This is a genomic window from Meridianimarinicoccus zhengii (assembly GCF_003254465.1).
Classification (GTDB): Bacteria; Pseudomonadota; Alphaproteobacteria; order Rhodobacterales; family Rhodobacteraceae; genus Meridianimarinicoccus; species Meridianimarinicoccus zhengii.
The window spans coordinates 21,587-37,889 of sequence record NZ_QDFI01000015.1; the positions used below are offsets into that span (position 1 = coordinate 21,587).

Here is a 16,303-nt window from a genome sequence, read left to right on the forward strand (position 1 = left end):
CGTTGCTGCGGCTCCCGTAGGGGGTTCAGGGTTATTGCGGCACATGAGCACCACCCGGCTACCCTTTTGCAAGCCTGCAAGCGCTTGCCCGCCGCGACTGCACGGCACAGCCGGATACGTCTTGAAACTACATCTAAATCGTTTTAGAAAAATCTACAACGATTTAGGAGGGGGAATCACCTATGACTTACGCTTCGAAGTTGCTGCCTTTCGCCCGACGGCACGACGCAGTGGCCGCTTGCCTTGCAACGGCCCTGGTCCTGCCGACTGCAGCGCTGGCCGACAGCCATCTGCTGTTTCCCATCGGCGAAGGGCCGTTCGACTGGGCAGGCTACGAGGCGTTCGCCGCCGAAAACGACTTCACCGGCGAGACGCTGACGATGACCGGGGTCGGGACTGGCGACGATGCCGCGCGGCTGCGCAATCTCTATGCCTATTTTACCCACGCCACCGGGGCCGAAGTGCAGTATTCCGGGTCCGAAAGCTTCGAGCAGGACATCGTGATCGCCACGCGCGCCGGCTCCGCCCCGCATATCGCCACCTTCCCGCAACCAGGCCTTGCGCGGGACCTGGCAGCACAGGGTTTCCTGACACCGATCGACGGCCTGTCTGACTGGGTGGCGGAAAACTATGCTGCGGGATCGTCATGGGTCGATCTTGCCACCTTTGCCGGGCCGGAGGGCGATGCCGGGCTTTACGGGCTGTTCTACGGGGTCGATGTCAAGTCGCTGGTCTGGTACGTCCCCGAAGCCTTCGAGGAAGCGGGTTACGCCGTACCCCGGTCGATGGAGGACCTGAAGGCGCTGACCGAACAGATCGTGGCCGATGGCGGCACGCCGTGGTGCATCGGCATCGGGTCGGCGGCCGCGACCGGCTGGCCCGCGACCGACTGGGTCGAGGACATGATGCTGCGCACGCAGCCGCCCGAGGTCTATGACGCCTGGGTTGCCAACGACATGCCGTTCGACGACCCGCGCGTCGTCGCGGCGATCGAGGAATACGGCTGGTTCGCCCGCAACCCCGATTTCGTGGAGGGCGGGGGCCGCACCGTCGCGGCAACCGATTTCCGCGACAGCGTGCTTGGGCTGTTCTCGTTTCCGCCGGATTGTCTCCTGCACCGGCAGGCGTCGTTCATCCCCAACTTCTTCCCCGAGGGTGTCGAACTTGGAACCGATGTCGATTTCTTCTACTTCCCGGCCTACGCGGGCAAGGACCTGGGCCGGCCAGTGCTGGGGTCCGGCGGGCTCGTGACGATCACGCGGGATGCGCCCGTGGCGCGCGCCTTCATCGAATTCCTGAAAACGCCGGTCGCCCACGAGATCTTCATGGCGCAGGGCAATTTCCTGACGCCGCATCTGGGCGCGAACGACGCGACCTATGCCAATGAAACCCAGCGCGCGATGGGGCAGATCCTGACCGATGCGACCACGTTCCGTTTCGATGCGTCCGACCTGATGCCGGGCGAGATCGGGACATCCGCGTTCTGGAATGCCATGGTGGAGTACACCACAGGCACGCCGGCCGAAGAGGTCACGCGCGCCGTGCAGGATCGCTGGGATTCGATCCGCTGACGACACGGTGCCGGGCGCCGTCGCCACCGGTGACAGGCCCGGCCCATCACGACACAGGATAACAAGAAAGGAAGCCACCATGGCGCTTTCGCTGAGCAGAGCAGACTTTCCCGAGGGCTTCGACTTCGGCGCGTCCACCGCGGCCTACCAGATCGAGGGCACGCGCTGGGGCGGGGTCGGCCCGTCGCACTGGGACAGTTTCGCCGCAACGCCCGGCAACGTGGTGCGCGGTGAGGACGGGGCGGTCGCCTGCGACCACTTCCACCGCTACGCGGAAGACTTGGACCTCTTGCGGGACGGCAATTTCGACGTCTACCGGTTCTCGACATCGTGGACCCGCGTGATGCCCGACGGGAAGACCGTGAACCCGGAGGGCCTGGATTTCTACGACCGGCTGGCCGATGCCATCGTCGCACGCGGGCTGAAGCCGTCGCTGACGCTGTACCACTGGGACCTGCCCTCGGCGCTGGCCGATCAGGGCGGATGGGCCAACCGGGATGTTGCCGACCGTTTTGCCGACTACACGCGCGCGGTCATGGAACGCATCGGTGACCGGATGGACAGCGTGGCGACGATCAACGAACCGTGGTGCGTCGCGTGGCTGAGCCATTTCCTTGGGCATCATGCGCCCGGTCTGCGCGACATCCGCGCGGCATCCCGCGCCATGCATCACGTGCTGCTGGCCCATGCGCGGTCGCTGGCGGTTATCCGCGACACGCAGCCCGATTTGCGCGCGGGGATCGTGCTCAACTTCGCGCATCCCAACCCTGCCAGCGGCGGCGAGGCAGACCGCGCCGCGACCACCCGCTTCGACGGGATCCACAACCGCTGGTTCATCGAGGCGCTGACGAAGGGTGCCTATCCCGAAGACATCCGCGCAGCGCTCGCGCCGCACATGCCGCAGGGCTGGCAGGACGACATGGGGGACATCGCGGCCCGGATCGACTGGCTGGGCGTCAACTACTACACGCGCAATACGATAAAGCATGACGCGGACAGCCCGTGGCCGCGATTCCACGAGGTGCCGGGCACCCTGCCCAAGACCGACATGGGGTGGGAGATCTACCCCGACGGGTTGCGCGCGCTGCTGCTGCGACTGGCCCGGGACTATACCGGCGACACGCCGATCTACGTCACCGAAAACGGCATGGCGGGCGACGATCACCTTAAGGACGGCGCGGTCGATGACCCGGTGCGGGTGCAGTATTTCGACGATCACCTGCGCGCGGTGCATGGCGCGATTGCCGAGGGCGCGCCGGTGCGCGGCTACTTCGCGTGGTCGCTGCTGGACAATTACGAATGGTCCTTCGGCTACGACAAGCGGTTCGGGATCGTCCATGTGGACTACGCCACGCAGGCCCGGGTGCCCAAGGCGTCCTATCGCGCGTTGCAGGCGGCTTTCGCCAGCAATCGCTAGGGTCCGGCGGCATCCCGCACCGGCAAGGGGCCCCGGGTCACGCCCGGGGCGGCATCCGCGTGCAACCGGTGTGCCGCGTGGTGGCTGGCGGTGTCATGGCTGCCGCGCCTCGCGCAGGATGATGATGACGCCGCTCATCACGATGATGGCTGCGCCCGCCATGGTCCAGACGCCCGGAATGTCGCCCCAGATCGCCCAGCCGAGACCCGTGGCCCAGATCAGCGCGGTGTAGTCGAAGGGTGCGACGATGGCCGCCGGGGCCATGCGGAAGGCCTGCCCGATCAGCGCGAGCCCGAGACTGCCGCACACGGCGATGGCGGCGAAGAGCACCAGGTCGGCGGTCTGCACGGGCGTCCAGACCGCCAGCGCCGGACCCGCCGCGTAGATCATCGGGAACAGCATCGCGAACAGCATCATCGTCCAGAGCCGTTCGTCCCGTCCGATCCAGCGCGCCGTGATCATGAACAGTGCGTATCCCAGCGCCGTGCCCACGGGCAGCAGCGCCGCCGGCTGGAACGCGGCGCTGCCCGGGCGCACGATCACCAGAACCCCGACGAACCCCAGCATTACCGCAGCCCAGCGGCGCCAGCCGACCTGTTCCCCCAGCAGCGGCACCGACAGCGCGGTGATGAAGATCGGCGCGGAGAACACGAGCGCCGTCGCCTCGGCAAGCGGCATGAGCTTCAGCGCGGTGAAGAACAGCGCCGCTGCCACGACCATCAGAAGCCCGCGCAGGGCATGCAGGCGCAGGTGGCGGCTGCGCAGGCCCGTCCGTCCGAAGACGGCAAGGATCACCGCGGCGATCAGCGGCACGGCGATCAGGTTGCGCAGGAAGATGATCTGGATGGGCGCGTAGCGATCGGTGAGCAGCTTGGCCATCGCATCGTTCGCCACGAGGAACATCACACCCGCGCAGATCGTCAGGATCGCCATGGGCGTCTCGCGGGCATTCAGGGTGCCAAGGCTGCGCATGCGCGGTCCTCCGGTTCGAACTGGTGATCGGCTCTGCGCTACCAGAGCGGCACGCGGGATGCGAGGGCCGTGGACCCCGCCGAGTGCTTGTCACGGAAGTATCGATTCGATACCAAGAGGCGATGACTGCATCGCCCGAGACATCCGACAGGATCGCCGAACTTCTTGTCCATCTGGGCCGCGCGGCGCGCTGCGAATCCGGCGGGTCGGACCTGACTGCGGCGCAATGGACATGCCTGCGGTTCTTCGCCCGTGCGAACGGCAGCACCCGCACGCCGTCGGGTTTCGCCAGTTTTCAGGCGACGACCCGCGGCACGGCGTCCCAGATCGTCAAGAGCCTCGAATCCCGCGGCCTCGTCGTGCGGACCCGGTCGGACCGGGACGGGCGCAGCGTGCGGTTCGATCTGACGGGCGCGGGCCATGCCATGCTGCGCCGCGACCCGCTGCGCGACATGATCGGCGTGATCGGGCGGCTCGACGCCGACGACCGGGTCCGGTTCCTGGCCACGCTGTCACGGCTGGTGTCGGGGCTTGCCGACCGACGCGCGGCCCCCACCTTTGGCACCTGCCGCGATTGCAGCCATTTCGCGCCGCAGCGCGACGGAGGTTACTGCGCCTGCATGGCCGCCGAACTGGTGCCCGACGAAATCGACAGGCTGTGCGCGGTGTTCGCACCGGCCTCCACCCCAAAGACCGCCCCGCAGACGGAAGGACAGCAAGATGCCAGCACCTGACACGACCGGACCGCGCATGATCGCCATCAGCAGCGGCAAGGGTGGTGTGGGTAAATCCACCGTGACCGCCAATGTCGCCGTCGCCATGGCCGATGCGGGGCTGAAGGTGGGCGTGGTCGATGCCGATGTCTACGGCCCGTCGATCCCCGGCATGCTGGGCATTCCTGCGGACAAGCCCGCCATGACGCCCGGCGGTGCGGTGGTCCCGGCAGAGGCGCACGGGGTCAAGGTCATCTCCATGGCGATGCTGACCGATGACGACAAGCCTGCGATCCTGCGCGGCCCGATGGTGACGAAATACCTCCAGATGTTCGTGAAGCAGGTCGCGTGGGGCGAACTGGACGTGCTGCTGCTGGACCTGCCGCCGGGTACGGGCGACATCCAGCTGACGCTGACGCAAGCGTTCCCGCTGTCGGGCGCCGTTGTCGTCAGCACACCGCAGGATGTGAGCCTGAAGATCGCGCGGCGGGGCCTGCGCATGATGGAACAGGTGGGTGTTCCGATTCTCGGCGTGGTCGAGAACATGAGCGGCTTTACCTGCCCGTCCTGCGGCACCGTCACCCATATCTTCCATGATGGCGGCGGTGCGGCGATCGCGGACCAGCTTGGCGTGCCGTTCCTGGGCAAGGTGCCGCTCGATCCCGCCGTGGTGGATTGCGGCGATGACGGCGCACCGCTGGTGCGGGTGGCGCCCGAAAGTCCCGCCGCACAAGCCTATCGCGGGATCGCGTCGGCGCTTTCGGGGGCCGCGGCCGTGGCCGGGATCGCCACGCCCTTTGCCTGGAACCTCACAGATGACAGCGGCAAGCCCGCGCCGATGGCCACGACACCCGATGGCCCGGCGGACAGGCTGGCCGCGCTCGATCACGGCCCGGGCGGGCTGCGGCTGGTCTGGGCGGACGGGCATGCGCAGACGCTGGGCACCCGCGATCTGCGCCTTGCCTGCCGGTGTGCGAAATGCCGCGACGAGATGACAGGCAAGCGCCTGCTCGACCCGGCCGTCGTGCCGCTCGATATCGGGATCACCCGGATCTGGAGCATCGGGAACTACGCGCTCGGCATTGCCTTCGGCGACGGGCACGACACCGGCATCTACACCTTTGCGGCCCTGCGCGCCATGCAGGGCACGGAGCTGGAGGATGTCTGACACCCCGCGCCGCCGCATCCGCGCGCAAGGCTCCGCCCATGACGCCGACGCCATGGGCTTCGTGCTGGACGCAGACGTGCAGGCGGGGCAGTCGGCGCGGTTCGACGGGCCGTCGGATGCACCGCTCGCGCGTGCGCTCTTTGCGCTCGACGGCGTGACGCGCGTGGAGGTCGCCGCCGCGACGATCTGGGTGCGCAAGACCGCCACTGCGGACTGGGCCGCGCTGAAGCCCGTCATCGCCGCGGCGATCCGGGACGTGCTGGACGCGACCGATGCGCCGCTCGGGCGTGGCGGGAACGACGACCCGGACGCGGCCCTGCTCACGGCGGTGCGGGACCTGCTCGACCGGCAGGTCAACCCCTCGGTGGCGGCCCATGGCGGGCACATCACCGCCGAGCGGGCCGCGGGCGCCACGGTCTTCCTGCGCATGTCTGGTGGCTGTCAGGGCTGTGCCGCGTCGGCAGCGACCCTGCGGCAGGGCGTGGAACGGATGTTGCGCGCCGCGCTGCCGCAGATCCGCGAGATCGTGGACATGACGGACCACGCGGCGGGTGACGCGCCGTTCTATGCGCGCGAACAGGGGTCCTCGCCGTTGCTGCACCGCAGCGTTCCGGCGGGGGTGATCGATCTAGTGGATGGGCAGGTGACGGTGGACCCCGCCTATCTTGCCCCCCGGCTGGGGCTGACGCCCGACACACTGCGTGCGGGACTGCGCAGCGGCGATGTGGTGGGCGTGACGGAAGCCGGGGAAGGCGCCGATGCCGGCCGGACACGGATCGTGATGCGCAGCGCAAGCCGCGCCTGGGCCGCCGAGATCGAGACGGATGGTACGGCGCGTGAAATCCCGCCGCCGCGGCCGGCCATGGCCCCCGGTGGCGGTGAACAGGCGCTTGCGGACCGTCTGCGCGCGCATATTTCGGGGTTGCCCGCGGACCGGACGACGGTCAGCTACGGCGCCCTTGCGCGGGCGATGGGGCTTTGGGCGCCGGGATCGATCCGGCGGATCACACGAGCGCTTGAAACCACGATGCGCGAGGACGCGGCGGCGGGTCGGCCCTTCATTGCGGCCCGCGCGGTCAGCCGTGCCGGGGGCGGCCTGCCGGGCCGCGGGTTCTTCGATCTCGCGGCGGACCTGTCGCGGGGTCCAGCCGGGGCGGAAGACGACAGCGCCTTTCATGCGCGGGAGCTGGCTGCGCTGATGGACCGGGTGGGGCACCCGGACACGGCGACCGCACCCTGACGACAAGGGCGTGCGGTCGCCTGAGTGCGTGATGAGCGATACGCACCGGCGGACTGGACCGATGGTCGAACGACGCGGTCCGCGCAGCAGACTTGGGCGACCTGAATTGGGTACATCAAGACAGACGTGCGTTTTCCACGTTTAATCGCCGGAAAACGATGGTGCCCAGGAGAGGACTCGAACCTCCACACCCTTGCGAGTACTAGCACCTGAAGCTAGCGCGTCTACCAATTCCGCCACCTGGGCCGGTGTCGTGAGCGCGGCTGATATCGAGACCCACACGGGGTGTCAACACGGTATCGCAGGTATTTTCGCCGCGACGTGATGCGCCTTGTCCGGGGCCGGGCGGAACGGTATCAGCGGGACAGCGAGAACGGAGGCCGTGATGTCGAAACTGGTGACCATCTTTGGCGGGTCCGGCTTCGTCGGGCGTTACATCGCCCGGCGGATGGCGGCCGAAGGCTGGCGCGTGCGCGTCGCCGTGCGCCGCCCCCATGAGGCGGGATTCGTCCGTCCCTATGGCGTCGTCGGACAGGTGGAGCCGGTGTTCTGCAACATCCGGGACGATGCCTCCGTCCGGGCGGTCCTGGGCGGCGCGGATGCGGTGGTGAACTGCGTCGGCGTGCTGAACGAGATCGGCAAGAACACTTTCGCGGCCCTTCAGGCCGAGGGTGCCGGACGGATCGCGCGACTGGCGGCGGAGGCCGGGATCGACACGATGGTTCATGTCTCCGCCATCGGCGCGGATGCCGGGAGCCGCAGCGCCTATGCCCGCACCAAGGCCGCGGGCGAGGCCGCGGTGCTGGAGCATCAGCCGCGCGCCGTGATCCTGCGCCCCTCCATCGTGTTCGGCGCAGAGGACCAGTTCTTCAACCGTTTCGCGGGCATGGCACGGCTGGGTCCGGTGCTGCCCGTGGTCGGCGCCGGGACGCGGTTCCAGCCGGTCTATGTCGATGACGTGGCTGCGGCGGCGGTCAAGGGCGTTCTCGGGCAGACCGCGCCGGGCGTATATGAACTGGGCGGTCCGGACGTGATGACGTTCCGCGACCTGATGCAGTTGATGCTGAAGGTGATCCGCCGCCGTCGGCTGGTGCTGAACATGCCGTTCGGCGTGGCGTCGCTGATGGGTTTCGGGTTCGACATGCTGCAGAAGCTGTCGCTTGGACTGATCGAGAACAATATGATCACACGCGACCAGGTCGCGAACCTGCGCAACGACAATGTCGTCGCCGACGATGCCCGCGGGCTGCCGGAACTCGGGATCGCGCCGACCGCTATGGCGGCCGTGCTGCCCGATTACCTGTGGCGGTTCCGGCCCGGCGGGCAGTACGCCGAATTGACGGATTCGGCCCGCCAGCTGAAGGGTTGACCGCGGTCAGCCATAGGCGATCGCCAGCAGGATGACGCCAAGCACGATGCGGTAGATCACGTATGGCGTGAAGCTCACCGACCGCAGCAGGCGCATCATCAGGGCCAGCGCGGCGAATGCCGAAACGAAGGCGAAGGCGGCGGCGATGGCCCCGTTGCGGGCGGCGGCCACGTCTGCGGTGCCGATCACGTCGGCGGCCAGCAGCACACCGGCCATGGCGATGGTGGGGATCGACATCAGCATCGACAGGCGTGCGGCCCCTTCGCGGCCATATCCCAGAAGCCGCGCGCCCGTGATCGTGATGCCCGACCGGGATGTGCCGGGGATCAGTGCGAGAACCTGCCACAGCCCCATGATGACCGCGTGGCGGATCGTCCAGCGTTCGGCGCTGCGGGTTTCGGGCCCCTTCTGGTCGGCCCAGTAGAGCACGATCCCGAAGACCAGCATGGTCCACCCGATCACGGCGGTGGAGCGCATCATTTCGTCGAGCCCCGTCAGCTTGATCGCCAGCCCGGCGATGACCACGGGCACGGTCGCGATGGCGAGGCACAGGGCAAGGAACGCGCCCGGCGTGTCCACCTTGCCCCGCATCAGCCGCAGGCTGCCGGCGGCAGCGGCGCGCACGTCGGACCAGAAGAACAGGATCACGGCGAACAGCGTGCCGACATGCACGGCGACGTCGATCACCAGCCCCTGGTCCGCCGCGCCGGTCAGCCGGGGCAGGAGAATCAGGTGCCCGGAGGAGGAAATCGGCAGGAATTCGGTGATTCCCTGAATGACGGCAACAAGGAACAGGTGGAACAGTGTCATGTTTCGGGGACCGGACTGGATGGAAAATCGTGAAGATGATGCTGCTTGGCGCACATATGTCAGCTTAGCTGACCTTATTTCGCCGGATCAGGGTGGCGCAGGTGCCGGAAAACGGTCCGAAGAGCCAATATAGGTCACCATTTATGACTTTTCTTTTCGTCCGACCGGTTCTAAAAGGCGGCAACCTAGGTTCGGAGGCAGCCCATGGCACAGCAGAAGATGCTTCAGTTCGTATCCGTAGCACGGGACATGCCGGAGAAACGAGCGCCCAATCTACGCAACACGGATTTCGGCGAGATTTACGCGGAGTTCGCCGCGGGAAAGGCCGCCGAGCAGGCCGGGCGGTGCAGCCAGTGCGGGGTGCCCTACTGTCAGACCCATTGTCCGCTGCACAACAACATTCCCGACTGGCTGAACATGACGGCCACGGGGCGGTTGCGCGAAGCGTATGAGTTGAGCCAGGAGACGAATACCTTCCCCGAGATTTGCGGCCGCATCTGCCCACAGGACCGCCTGTGCGAAGGCAACTGCGTCATCGAGCAGTCGGGCCACGGTACCGTCACCATCGGCGCGGTCGAGAAATACATCACCGACACGGCGTGGGAACAGGGCTGGGTGAAGCCCATCAAGCCCGCCACGGAGCGCGAGGAAAGCGTGGGCATCATCGGCGCGGGCCCCGGCGGGTTGGCGGCGGCGGACATGCTGCGCCGCGCGGGCGTGCAGGTGACGGTCTATGACCGCTACGACCGCGGCGGCGGGCTGATGACCTATGGCATCCCCGGCTTCAAGCTGGAGAAAGAGGTCGTCATGAAGCGGATGGACCAGCTTGAAAAGGGCGGTGTCCAGTTCCGGCTGAACTGCACCGTGGGCGAGGATATCAGCTTTGCCGCCATCCGCGGGGCACATGATGCGGTGCTGATCGCCACCGGCGTCTACAAGACCCGCGAATTGCAGGGGCCGGGCAGCGGCGCAGACGGGATCGTGCGGGCCATCGATTACCTGACCGCGTCCAACCGCGTGGGCTTCGGCGATACGGTGCCCGAGTTCGACAGCGGCGAGTTGAACGCTGCGGGCAAGCGGGTGGTCGTGATCGGCGGCGGCGACACGGCGATGGACTGCGTGCGCACGGCGGTGCGGCAGGGCGCGGAAAGCGTCAAGTGCCTCTATCGCCGGGACCGGGCCAACATGCCCGGAAGCCAGCGCGAGGTCGCCAATGCCGAGGAGGAAGGCGTCGAATTCGTCTGGCTCTCCGCGCCAAAGGGCTTTTCCGGTGACCCGGTCGAGGGCGTGATGGTGCAGAAGATGCGGCTCGGGCAGCCCGATGCGACGGGGCGCCAGATGCCCGAACTGATCGAGGGCGCGGATTACGTGGAACCCGCCGATCTGGTCATCAAGGCGCTGGGCTTCGAGCCGGAGGACCTGCCGACACTCTGGGGCGAGCCGGAACTGGAGGTCACGCGCTGGGGCACGGTGAAGGCCGATTTCCGCACCCATGAGACCAGCATGGACGGGGTCTATGCCGCGGGCGACATCGTGCGTGGCGCGAGCCTCGTGGTCTGGGCGATCCGCGACGGGCGCGAGGCGGCGGAGGCCATGCTGGAGCGGTTCCATGCGCGGGTCGGCGCGCCGATTGCGGCCGAATATGCCACGCGGGAGGCTGTCGAGATCCTGTAGGAAGTCCATATGACTCGCGTATGACTTTTGTATGACTCGCGTAGGCGCCGCGCATCGGCAGCGGCACGGACGAAGCCAGGAAATGTCAGCACGACTGACGCGGTTTGCAGCCCATGGCAGAAAGGTGACAGCGATGCGGAAATGTCTTGCTGCGGCTTTGACCGCCCTGATCCTGTCCACTGCCCCCGTTTGGGCGGCGGACGCGCCATATGCCGGGATGGAGAGGCGTGCCATCGCCAGCCTGTCCGAGGCCGATATCGCAGCACTGCGCGCGGGCGAGGGCTGGGGGTTGGCGCTGCCCGCGGAACTGAACGGCTGGCCGGGGCCGCGCCATGTGCTCGACATGGGCGACGCGCTGGACCTGAGCGACACGCAGCGCGGGCAGGTGGAACGGCTGTTCGGTCTGATGCAGGGCGAGGCGCAACGGGTCGGCGAAAACTACATCGAGGCCGAGCAGGCGCTGGATGCGGCCTTCGACGACCCGACGCTCGACCCGGTGGTGCTTGCGGGGCTGGTGGTGGCGGCCACCAACGCGCTGGGCGAGCTGCGGATGATCCATCTCGCCGCGCATATCGAGACGCGGCAGATCCTGACCGACGCACAGATCGAGACCTATAACATGCAGCGCGGCTACGGTGCCGATGCCCATGGCGGACAGGCCGGGCATGGCGGCCACGGCGCGCATTGAGACAAGGAGCCACGACGATGACCAAGTTCGATCAGGCCTGGGTGGCCGAGCAGGAAGCGCAGCGCGCCTATGTGGCGGAGCACGGGCTTTACAACCCGGAGGACGAGCATTCGTCCTGCGGTGTGGGCCTTGTCGTGTCCATCGACGGCACGCCGTCGCGTGCGGTGGTGGAAAGCGGCATCACCGCGCTCAAGGCGATCTGGCACCGGGGCGCGGTGGATGCCGACGGCAAGACCGGCGACGGGGCGGGCATCCATGTGCAGATCCCGGCCACGTTCTTTTACGACCAGGTGCGCCGCACCGGGCACGAACCCGCGATGGACCAGTTGATGGCGGTGGGCCAGGTCTTCCTGCCGCGCACGGATTTCAACGCGCAGGAAAAGTGCCGGACCATCGTGGAGGCCGAGGTCCTGCGCATGGGATACTACATCTACGGCTGGCGGCACGTGCCGGTGGACATCACCTGCCTTGGCGAGAAGGCCAACGCGACGCGCCCCGAGATCGAACAGATCATCATCGCCAACAACAAGGGCGTGGACGAGGAGACGTTCGAGCGGGAGCTGTACGTCATCCGCCGCCGGATCGAGAAAGCCGCGGCGCAGGCCCATGTCAACGGGCTCTATATCTGTTCGCTGTCCTGCCGGTCGATCATCTACAAGGGCATGATGCTGGCCGAACAGGTGGCGGAGTTCTATCCCGACCTGACCGACGAGCGGTTCGAGAGCGCCTTCGCCATCTATCACCAGCGGTATTCGACGAACACCTTCCCGCAATGGTGGCTGGCGCAGCCGTTCCGGATGCTGGCCCATAACGGCGAGATCAACACGCTCAAGGGCAACATCAACTGGATGAAGTCCCACGAGATCCGGATGGCGCATTCCGCGTTCGGAGACTTTGCCGAGGACATCAAGCCGATCGTGCCGGGCGGGTCTTCGGACAGTGCCGCGCTGGACGCGGTGTTCGAGGTGCTGGTGCGCGCGGGCCGCAACGCGCCCATGGCCAAGACCATGCTGGTGCCGGAATCGTGGTCCAAGCAGGCGCTGGAACTGCCGCCGGCGTGGCGCGACATGTATTCCTATTGCAACTCGGTGATGGAGCCGTGGGACGGCCCCGCGGCGCTGGCCATGACCGACGGGCGCTGGGTCTGTGCCGGGCTCGATCGCAACGGGCTGCGGCCGATGCGCTATGTCGTGACGGGTGACGGGCTGCTGATCGCCGGGTCCGAGGCCGGGATGGTGCCGGTGGACGAATCCCGCGTGAAGGAAAAGGGCGCGCTGGGACCGGGGCAGATGATCGCCGTGGACATGAAGGCGGGCGCGCTGTTCCACGACACCGAGATCAAGGACAAGCTGGCCGCGGCCCAGCCCTTCGGCGACTGGGTCGGCAAGATCAACGACCTGTCGGACGAGCTGGCCGGGGCCGAGGAGGTCGCGGGCTTCGACGGGGCGGAGTTGCGCCGCCGCCAGATCGCCGCAGGCTACACGATGGAGGACCTGGAAACGATCCTCGCCCCCATGGCCGAGGACGGCAAGGAGGCCATCGCGTCGATGGGCGACGACACGCCCGCCGCGGTGCTGTCGGAAAAGTACCGCCCGCTGAGCCATTTCTTCCGCCAGAACTTCAGCCAGGTGACGAACCCGCCCATCGACAGCTTGCGCGAGTTCCGGGTGATGAGCCTGAAGACGCGGTTCGGGAACCTCAAGAACGTGCTGGACGAGGACAGCAGCCAGACCGAGATCCTCGTGCTGGACAGCCCCTTCGTCGGCAATGCGCAGTTCGAGGCGCTGAAACGGCATTTCAACGCCCCGGCGGTGGAGATCGACTGCACCTTCGCGCGCGGCGCGGGGCCGGATGCGCTGCGCGCCGGGTTGCAGCGGATCCGCGACGAGGCGGAGGATGCGGTGCGGTCGGGCGCGGGGCACATCATCCTGTCGGATGTGGGGCAGGGCGAGGCGCGCGTGGCGATGCCGATGATCCTTGCGACCAGCGCGGTGCATAGCTGGCTGACGCGCAAGGGGCTGCGGACCTTCACGTCGCTCTGCGTGCGGTCGGCGGAGTGCATCGATCCGCACTATTTCGCCGTGCTGATCGGCGCGGGGGCGACGGTGGTGAACGCCTATCTGGCCGAGGATAGCCTGGCCGACCGCATCTCGCGCGGGCTGCTGGACTGCACGCTGTCCGAGGCCGTGGCGCGGTATCGCGCGGCCATCGACCAGGGCCTTCTGAAGATCATGGCGAAGATGGGGATTTCCGTCGTGTCGTCCTATCGCGGCGGGCTGAACTTCGAGGCCGTGGGCCTGAGCCGCGCGATGTGCGCCGAATACTTCCCCGGCATGCCGTCGCGCATTAGCGGCATCGGCGTGACCGGCATCCAGCGCAAGCTGGAACAGGTCCATGCGCAGGGCTTCGGCGGCGGGCGCGACGTGCTGCCCATCGGCGGGTTCTACAAGGCGCGCCGGTCGGGCGAGACCCATGCATGGGAAGCGCAGGCGATGCACATGCTGCAGGCGGCCTGCGACCGGGCAAGCTTCGAGATGTGGAAGCAGTATTCCGCGAAGATGCGGTCGGCCCCGCCGATCCACCTGCGCGACCTGCTGGACATCAAGCCCGTGGGCAAGGCGATCCCGCTGGAGGAGGTGGAATCGATCACCTCCATCCGCAAGCGGTTCGTGACGCCGGGCATGTCGCTGGGCGCGCTGTCGCCCGAGGCGCACAAGACCCTGAACGTCGCCATGAACCGCATCGGTGCCAAGTCCGACAGCGGCGAGGGCGGCGAGGATCCGGCGCATTTCGTGCCCGAACCCAACGGCGACAACCCGTCCGCCAAGATCAAGCAGGTCGCGTCGGGGCGCTTCGGCGTGACGGCGGAATACCTCAACCAGTGCGAGGAGCTTGAGATCAAGGTCGCGCAGGGCGCCAAGCCCGGCGAGGGCGGGCAGTTGCCCGGCATGAAGGTGACGGCGCTGATCGCGCGGCTGCGCCATTCGACGCCGGGGGTGATGCTGATTTCGCCCCCGCCGCATCACGACATCTATTCGATCGAGGATCTGGCGCAGCTGATCTATGACCTCAAGCAGATCAACCCACGCGCCAAGGTGACGGTGAAGCTGGTGGCGCAGTCGGGTGTCGGAACGATCGCGGCGGGTGTGGCCAAGGCCAAGGCGGACGTGATCCTGATTTCGGGCCACAATGGCGGCACGGGGGCGTCGCCTGCGACCTCGATCAAGTATGCCGGGCTGCCGTGGGAAATGGGCCTGACCGAGGCGCATCAGGTCCTGTCGATGAACAACCTGCGCGACCGGGTCACGCTGCGCACCGACGGGGGTCTGCGCACGGGGCGCGACATCGTCATCGCCGCCATGATGGGGGCCGAGGAATACGGCATCGGCACCGCCGCCCTGATCGCCATGGGCTGCATCATGGTGCGCCAGTGCCAGTCCAACACCTGCCCCGTGGGCGTGTGCACGCAAGACGAGAAACTGCGCGACAAGTTCACCGGCACGGCGGACAAGGTGGTGAACCTCATCACCTTCTACGCGCAGGAGGTGCGGGAGATCATGGCGGGCATGGGCGTGCGGTCGCTTGACGAGATCATCGGCCGGGCGGATCTGCTGTCCCAGGTCAGCCGCGGGTCGGCGCATCTGGACGATCTGGACCTCAACCCGCTGCTGATCACCGTGGATGGCGCGAAGAACGCGCGCTATGACCGCGGCAAGCCGCGCAACCCGGTGCCCGACACGCTGGATGCCGAGATCGTCAAGGATGCCGCGCGGTTCCTCAAGGACGGCGAGAAGATGCAACTGTCCTATGCGGTGCAGAACACGCTGCGCAGCATCGGCACGCGCACGTCGAGCCATCTGGTCAAGTCCTTCGGGATGCGCAACAGCCTGCAACCCGACCACCTGACGGTGAAGCTGACCGGCAGCGCGGGCCAGTCGCTGGGCGCGTTCCTGGCGCCGGGTCTGAAGCTGGAAGTGTCGGGTGACGCCAACGATTACGTGGGCAAGGGCCTGTCGGGCGGCACCATCGTGGTGCGCCCGAAGCAGGTCAGCCCGCTCGTGGCCAGCGACAACACGATCATCGGCAACACGGTGCTTTACGGCGCGACGGACGGCTACCTGTTCGCGGCGGGCCGCGCCGGTGAGCGGTTCGCCGTGCGCAACTCGGGCGCGCATGTCGTGATCGAGGGCTGCGGGTCCAACGGCTGCGAATACATGACCGGCGGGGTCGCGGTGATCCTTGGGTCGATCGGGGCCAATTTCGGCGCGGGCATGACCGGCGGGATGGCGTATCTGTACGATCCCGAGGGCAAGGCCTGGGACATGATGAACCTGGAGACTCTGGTGACCTGCCCCGTGACCGTGGACCACTGGGAAGCCGAACTAAAAGGGCTGGTCGAACGGCACCACCGGGAAACCGGCAGCCGCCGCGCTGGTGACATCCTGCAGCACTGGGAGACCGAGAAGGGCAATTTCCTTCAGGTCTGCCCGAAGGAGATGCTGAACAAGATCGCGCATCCGCTGGGGATCGAGGACGCGCGCGTTCCCGCGGAGTGACGGCCTGAAACGCCCCCGCCGGCGGCCATCCCGCCGGCGGGGCATTCGATAGGGTTTCAGGAGTCGCGGTCGCTGTGGTACCTTAGGGTCATTCAACGATATCCATTGGCCGACCCCACGAGAGA

Annotated in this window: 11 protein-coding genes and 1 tRNA gene; 9 read left to right on the forward strand and 3 right to left on the reverse strand. The window is 67.3% G+C overall.

Annotated elements, in window-relative coordinates; translation table 11 throughout:
- The first annotated feature begins 182 nt into the window (after window positions 1-182).
- Window positions 183-1,571, forward strand: coding sequence for an ABC transporter substrate-binding protein (locus tag DDE13_RS06950; protein WP_111402825.1), 1,389 nt, complete (start codon window positions 183-185; stop codon window positions 1,569-1,571).
- 79 nt (window positions 1,572-1,650) lie between these two features.
- Window positions 1,651-2,988: a GH1 family beta-glucosidase gene (locus tag DDE13_RS06955; protein WP_111402827.1), complete on the forward strand. Its 1,338-nt coding sequence runs from the start codon at window positions 1,651-1,653 to the stop codon at window positions 2,986-2,988.
- Window positions 2,989-3,081: 93 nt separating this feature from the next.
- Here the strand turns inward: DDE13_RS06955 and DDE13_RS06960 are convergent, their stop codons facing one another.
- Window positions 3,082-3,960 carry a DMT family transporter gene (locus tag DDE13_RS06960; protein ID WP_111402829.1) on the reverse strand — a complete coding sequence of 293 codons (879 nt, stop codon included), beginning with the start codon at window positions 3,958-3,960 and terminating at the stop codon, window positions 3,082-3,084.
- A 122-nt stretch (window positions 3,961-4,082) separates the two neighbouring features.
- Here DDE13_RS06960 and DDE13_RS06965 point away from each other — a divergent pair, with 122 nt between their 5' ends.
- From DDE13_RS06965 to DDE13_RS06975, 3 genes are read left to right on the forward strand one after another with little or no spacing between them, the layout of a single operon-like run.
- Complete coding sequence (locus tag DDE13_RS06965) at window positions 4,083-4,694, forward strand: MarR family winged helix-turn-helix transcriptional regulator (RefSeq protein ID WP_111402831.1); 612 nt, start codon at window positions 4,083-4,085, stop codon at window positions 4,692-4,694.
- Entirely contained in the window at window positions 4,681-5,841 is a 1,161-nt protein-coding gene (locus tag DDE13_RS06970; RefSeq protein ID WP_111402833.1) for a P-loop NTPase, read from the forward strand. The genes DDE13_RS06965 and DDE13_RS06970 overlap by 14 nt, the downstream gene beginning before the upstream one ends.
- Window positions 5,834-7,081 carry a DUF6522 family protein gene (locus DDE13_RS06975; RefSeq protein ID WP_111402835.1) on the forward strand — a complete coding sequence of 416 codons (1,248 nt, stop codon included), beginning with the start codon at window positions 5,834-5,836 and terminating at the stop codon, window positions 7,079-7,081. The genes DDE13_RS06970 and DDE13_RS06975 overlap by 8 nt, the downstream gene beginning before the upstream one ends.
- 159 nt (window positions 7,082-7,240) lie before the next feature.
- On the opposite strand, the gene DDE13_RS06980 is transcribed toward DDE13_RS06975, so the two are convergent.
- A tRNA-Leu gene (locus DDE13_RS06980) sits at window positions 7,241-7,327 on the reverse strand.
- 139 nt (window positions 7,328-7,466) lie between these two features.
- Between DDE13_RS06980 and DDE13_RS06985 the strand changes: the two genes are divergently transcribed.
- Entirely contained in the window at window positions 7,467-8,450 is a 984-nt protein-coding gene (locus DDE13_RS06985) for a complex I NDUFA9 subunit family protein (RefSeq protein ID WP_111402837.1), read from the forward strand.
- Between the two features lie 6 nt (window positions 8,451-8,456).
- Here DDE13_RS06985 and DDE13_RS06990 read toward each other — a convergent pair whose 3' ends face one another.
- Window positions 8,457-9,260, reverse strand: a complete 804-nt coding sequence (locus tag DDE13_RS06990; protein ID WP_111402839.1) for an undecaprenyl-diphosphate phosphatase — start codon at window positions 9,258-9,260, stop codon at window positions 8,457-8,459.
- 204 nt (window positions 9,261-9,464) lie between these two features.
- Between DDE13_RS06990 and DDE13_RS06995 the strand changes: the two genes are divergently transcribed.
- From DDE13_RS06995 to gltB, 3 genes are all read left to right on the forward strand, one after another.
- A complete protein-coding gene (locus DDE13_RS06995; protein WP_111402841.1) occupies window positions 9,465-10,934 on the forward strand; it encodes an NAD(P)-dependent oxidoreductase in 1,470 nt (489 codons plus the stop codon).
- A 133-nt stretch (window positions 10,935-11,067) separates the two neighbouring features.
- Window positions 11,068-11,622 (forward strand): hypothetical protein, encoded by a 555-nt coding sequence (locus DDE13_RS07000; RefSeq protein ID WP_162630895.1) that lies wholly within the window; start codon window positions 11,068-11,070, stop codon window positions 11,620-11,622.
- Window positions 11,623-11,639: 17 nt separating this feature from the next.
- Window positions 11,640-16,178 (forward strand): glutamate synthase large subunit, encoded by a 4,539-nt coding sequence (gene gltB / locus DDE13_RS07005; RefSeq protein ID WP_111402845.1) that lies wholly within the window; start codon window positions 11,640-11,642, stop codon window positions 16,176-16,178.
- The last annotated feature ends 125 nt before the right edge of the window (window positions 16,179-16,303 follow it).